General features: G+C 32.8%; 1 protein-coding gene. It reads right to left on the reverse strand.

The window, feature by feature from the left end; all coding sequences use genetic code 11:
* Positions 1-202: 202 nt before the first annotated feature.
* Positions 203-655, reverse strand: a complete 453-nt coding sequence (gene tnpA, locus OM075_RS25280; protein ID WP_301193343.1) for an IS200/IS605 family transposase — start codon at positions 653-655, stop codon at positions 203-205.
* Positions 656-714: the final 59 nt, after the last annotated feature.

Here is a 714-nt window from a genome sequence, read left to right on the forward strand (position 1 = left end):
ATCAATGCCTATCTAATTGGAATAATTTGAAATAATAGATAGTCAACGAGATATCTGGTTTTCATACCAACAATAGCGCCTACAGGCGTAAAGTCTATAGCCCAGCCTATTAGGGCTGAGTTAAACAATGTACCAAATGGAGCACCGAAGATGTGATGTCTACTCCACCTCTTAGCTCCAGATTTATAGGCTCATACATTTTTTAATCCCACACATACCGCTCATCGTATTTTACATTATACTTTTTTAGAAATGCACTATATTCATCCTTAAATGATTTGTTTTGATGATGCTTACTTTGTTCTTTAACATACTCACATACAACATCTATTTGTGTAGGATTAATAGAAAATGCTCCATACCCTTTTTGCCAGAAAAATGTTTCATATTTCTTTCCTTTCGTTTTTATCCATTTAGAAGAATGACTTTTTATGATCTCCATAAGCTTCATTAGCGCTATCTTTTGCGAAAGAAGAACAATCAGATGAACATGATCATTATGCCCTCCAACAATTATTGGATTACAATTCAGTTCTCGACAAGTACCTCCCAGATAATTGAAAAGTTCTGTACTTATTTGTTTGTCAATAAAAGGGTAACGATCTTTTGTACTAAAAACAATGTGGGTATAGTTATAAACAAGGGATTGAGGCATGGGATTTAAAATTATTCAAGTCTGATGAATTATTAAGGATGTATTTTACAATGAATATA

The organism is Plebeiibacterium sediminum (assembly GCF_026013605.1).
GTDB classification, from domain to species: domain Bacteria; phylum Bacteroidota; class Bacteroidia; order Bacteroidales; family Marinilabiliaceae; genus Saccharicrinis; species Saccharicrinis sediminus.

Coding starts and splice junctions, on each gene's coding strand:
- tnpA (WP_301193343.1), bottom strand. CDS start 655: ATGCCTCAATCCCTTGTTTATAACTATACCCACATTGTTTTTAGTACA.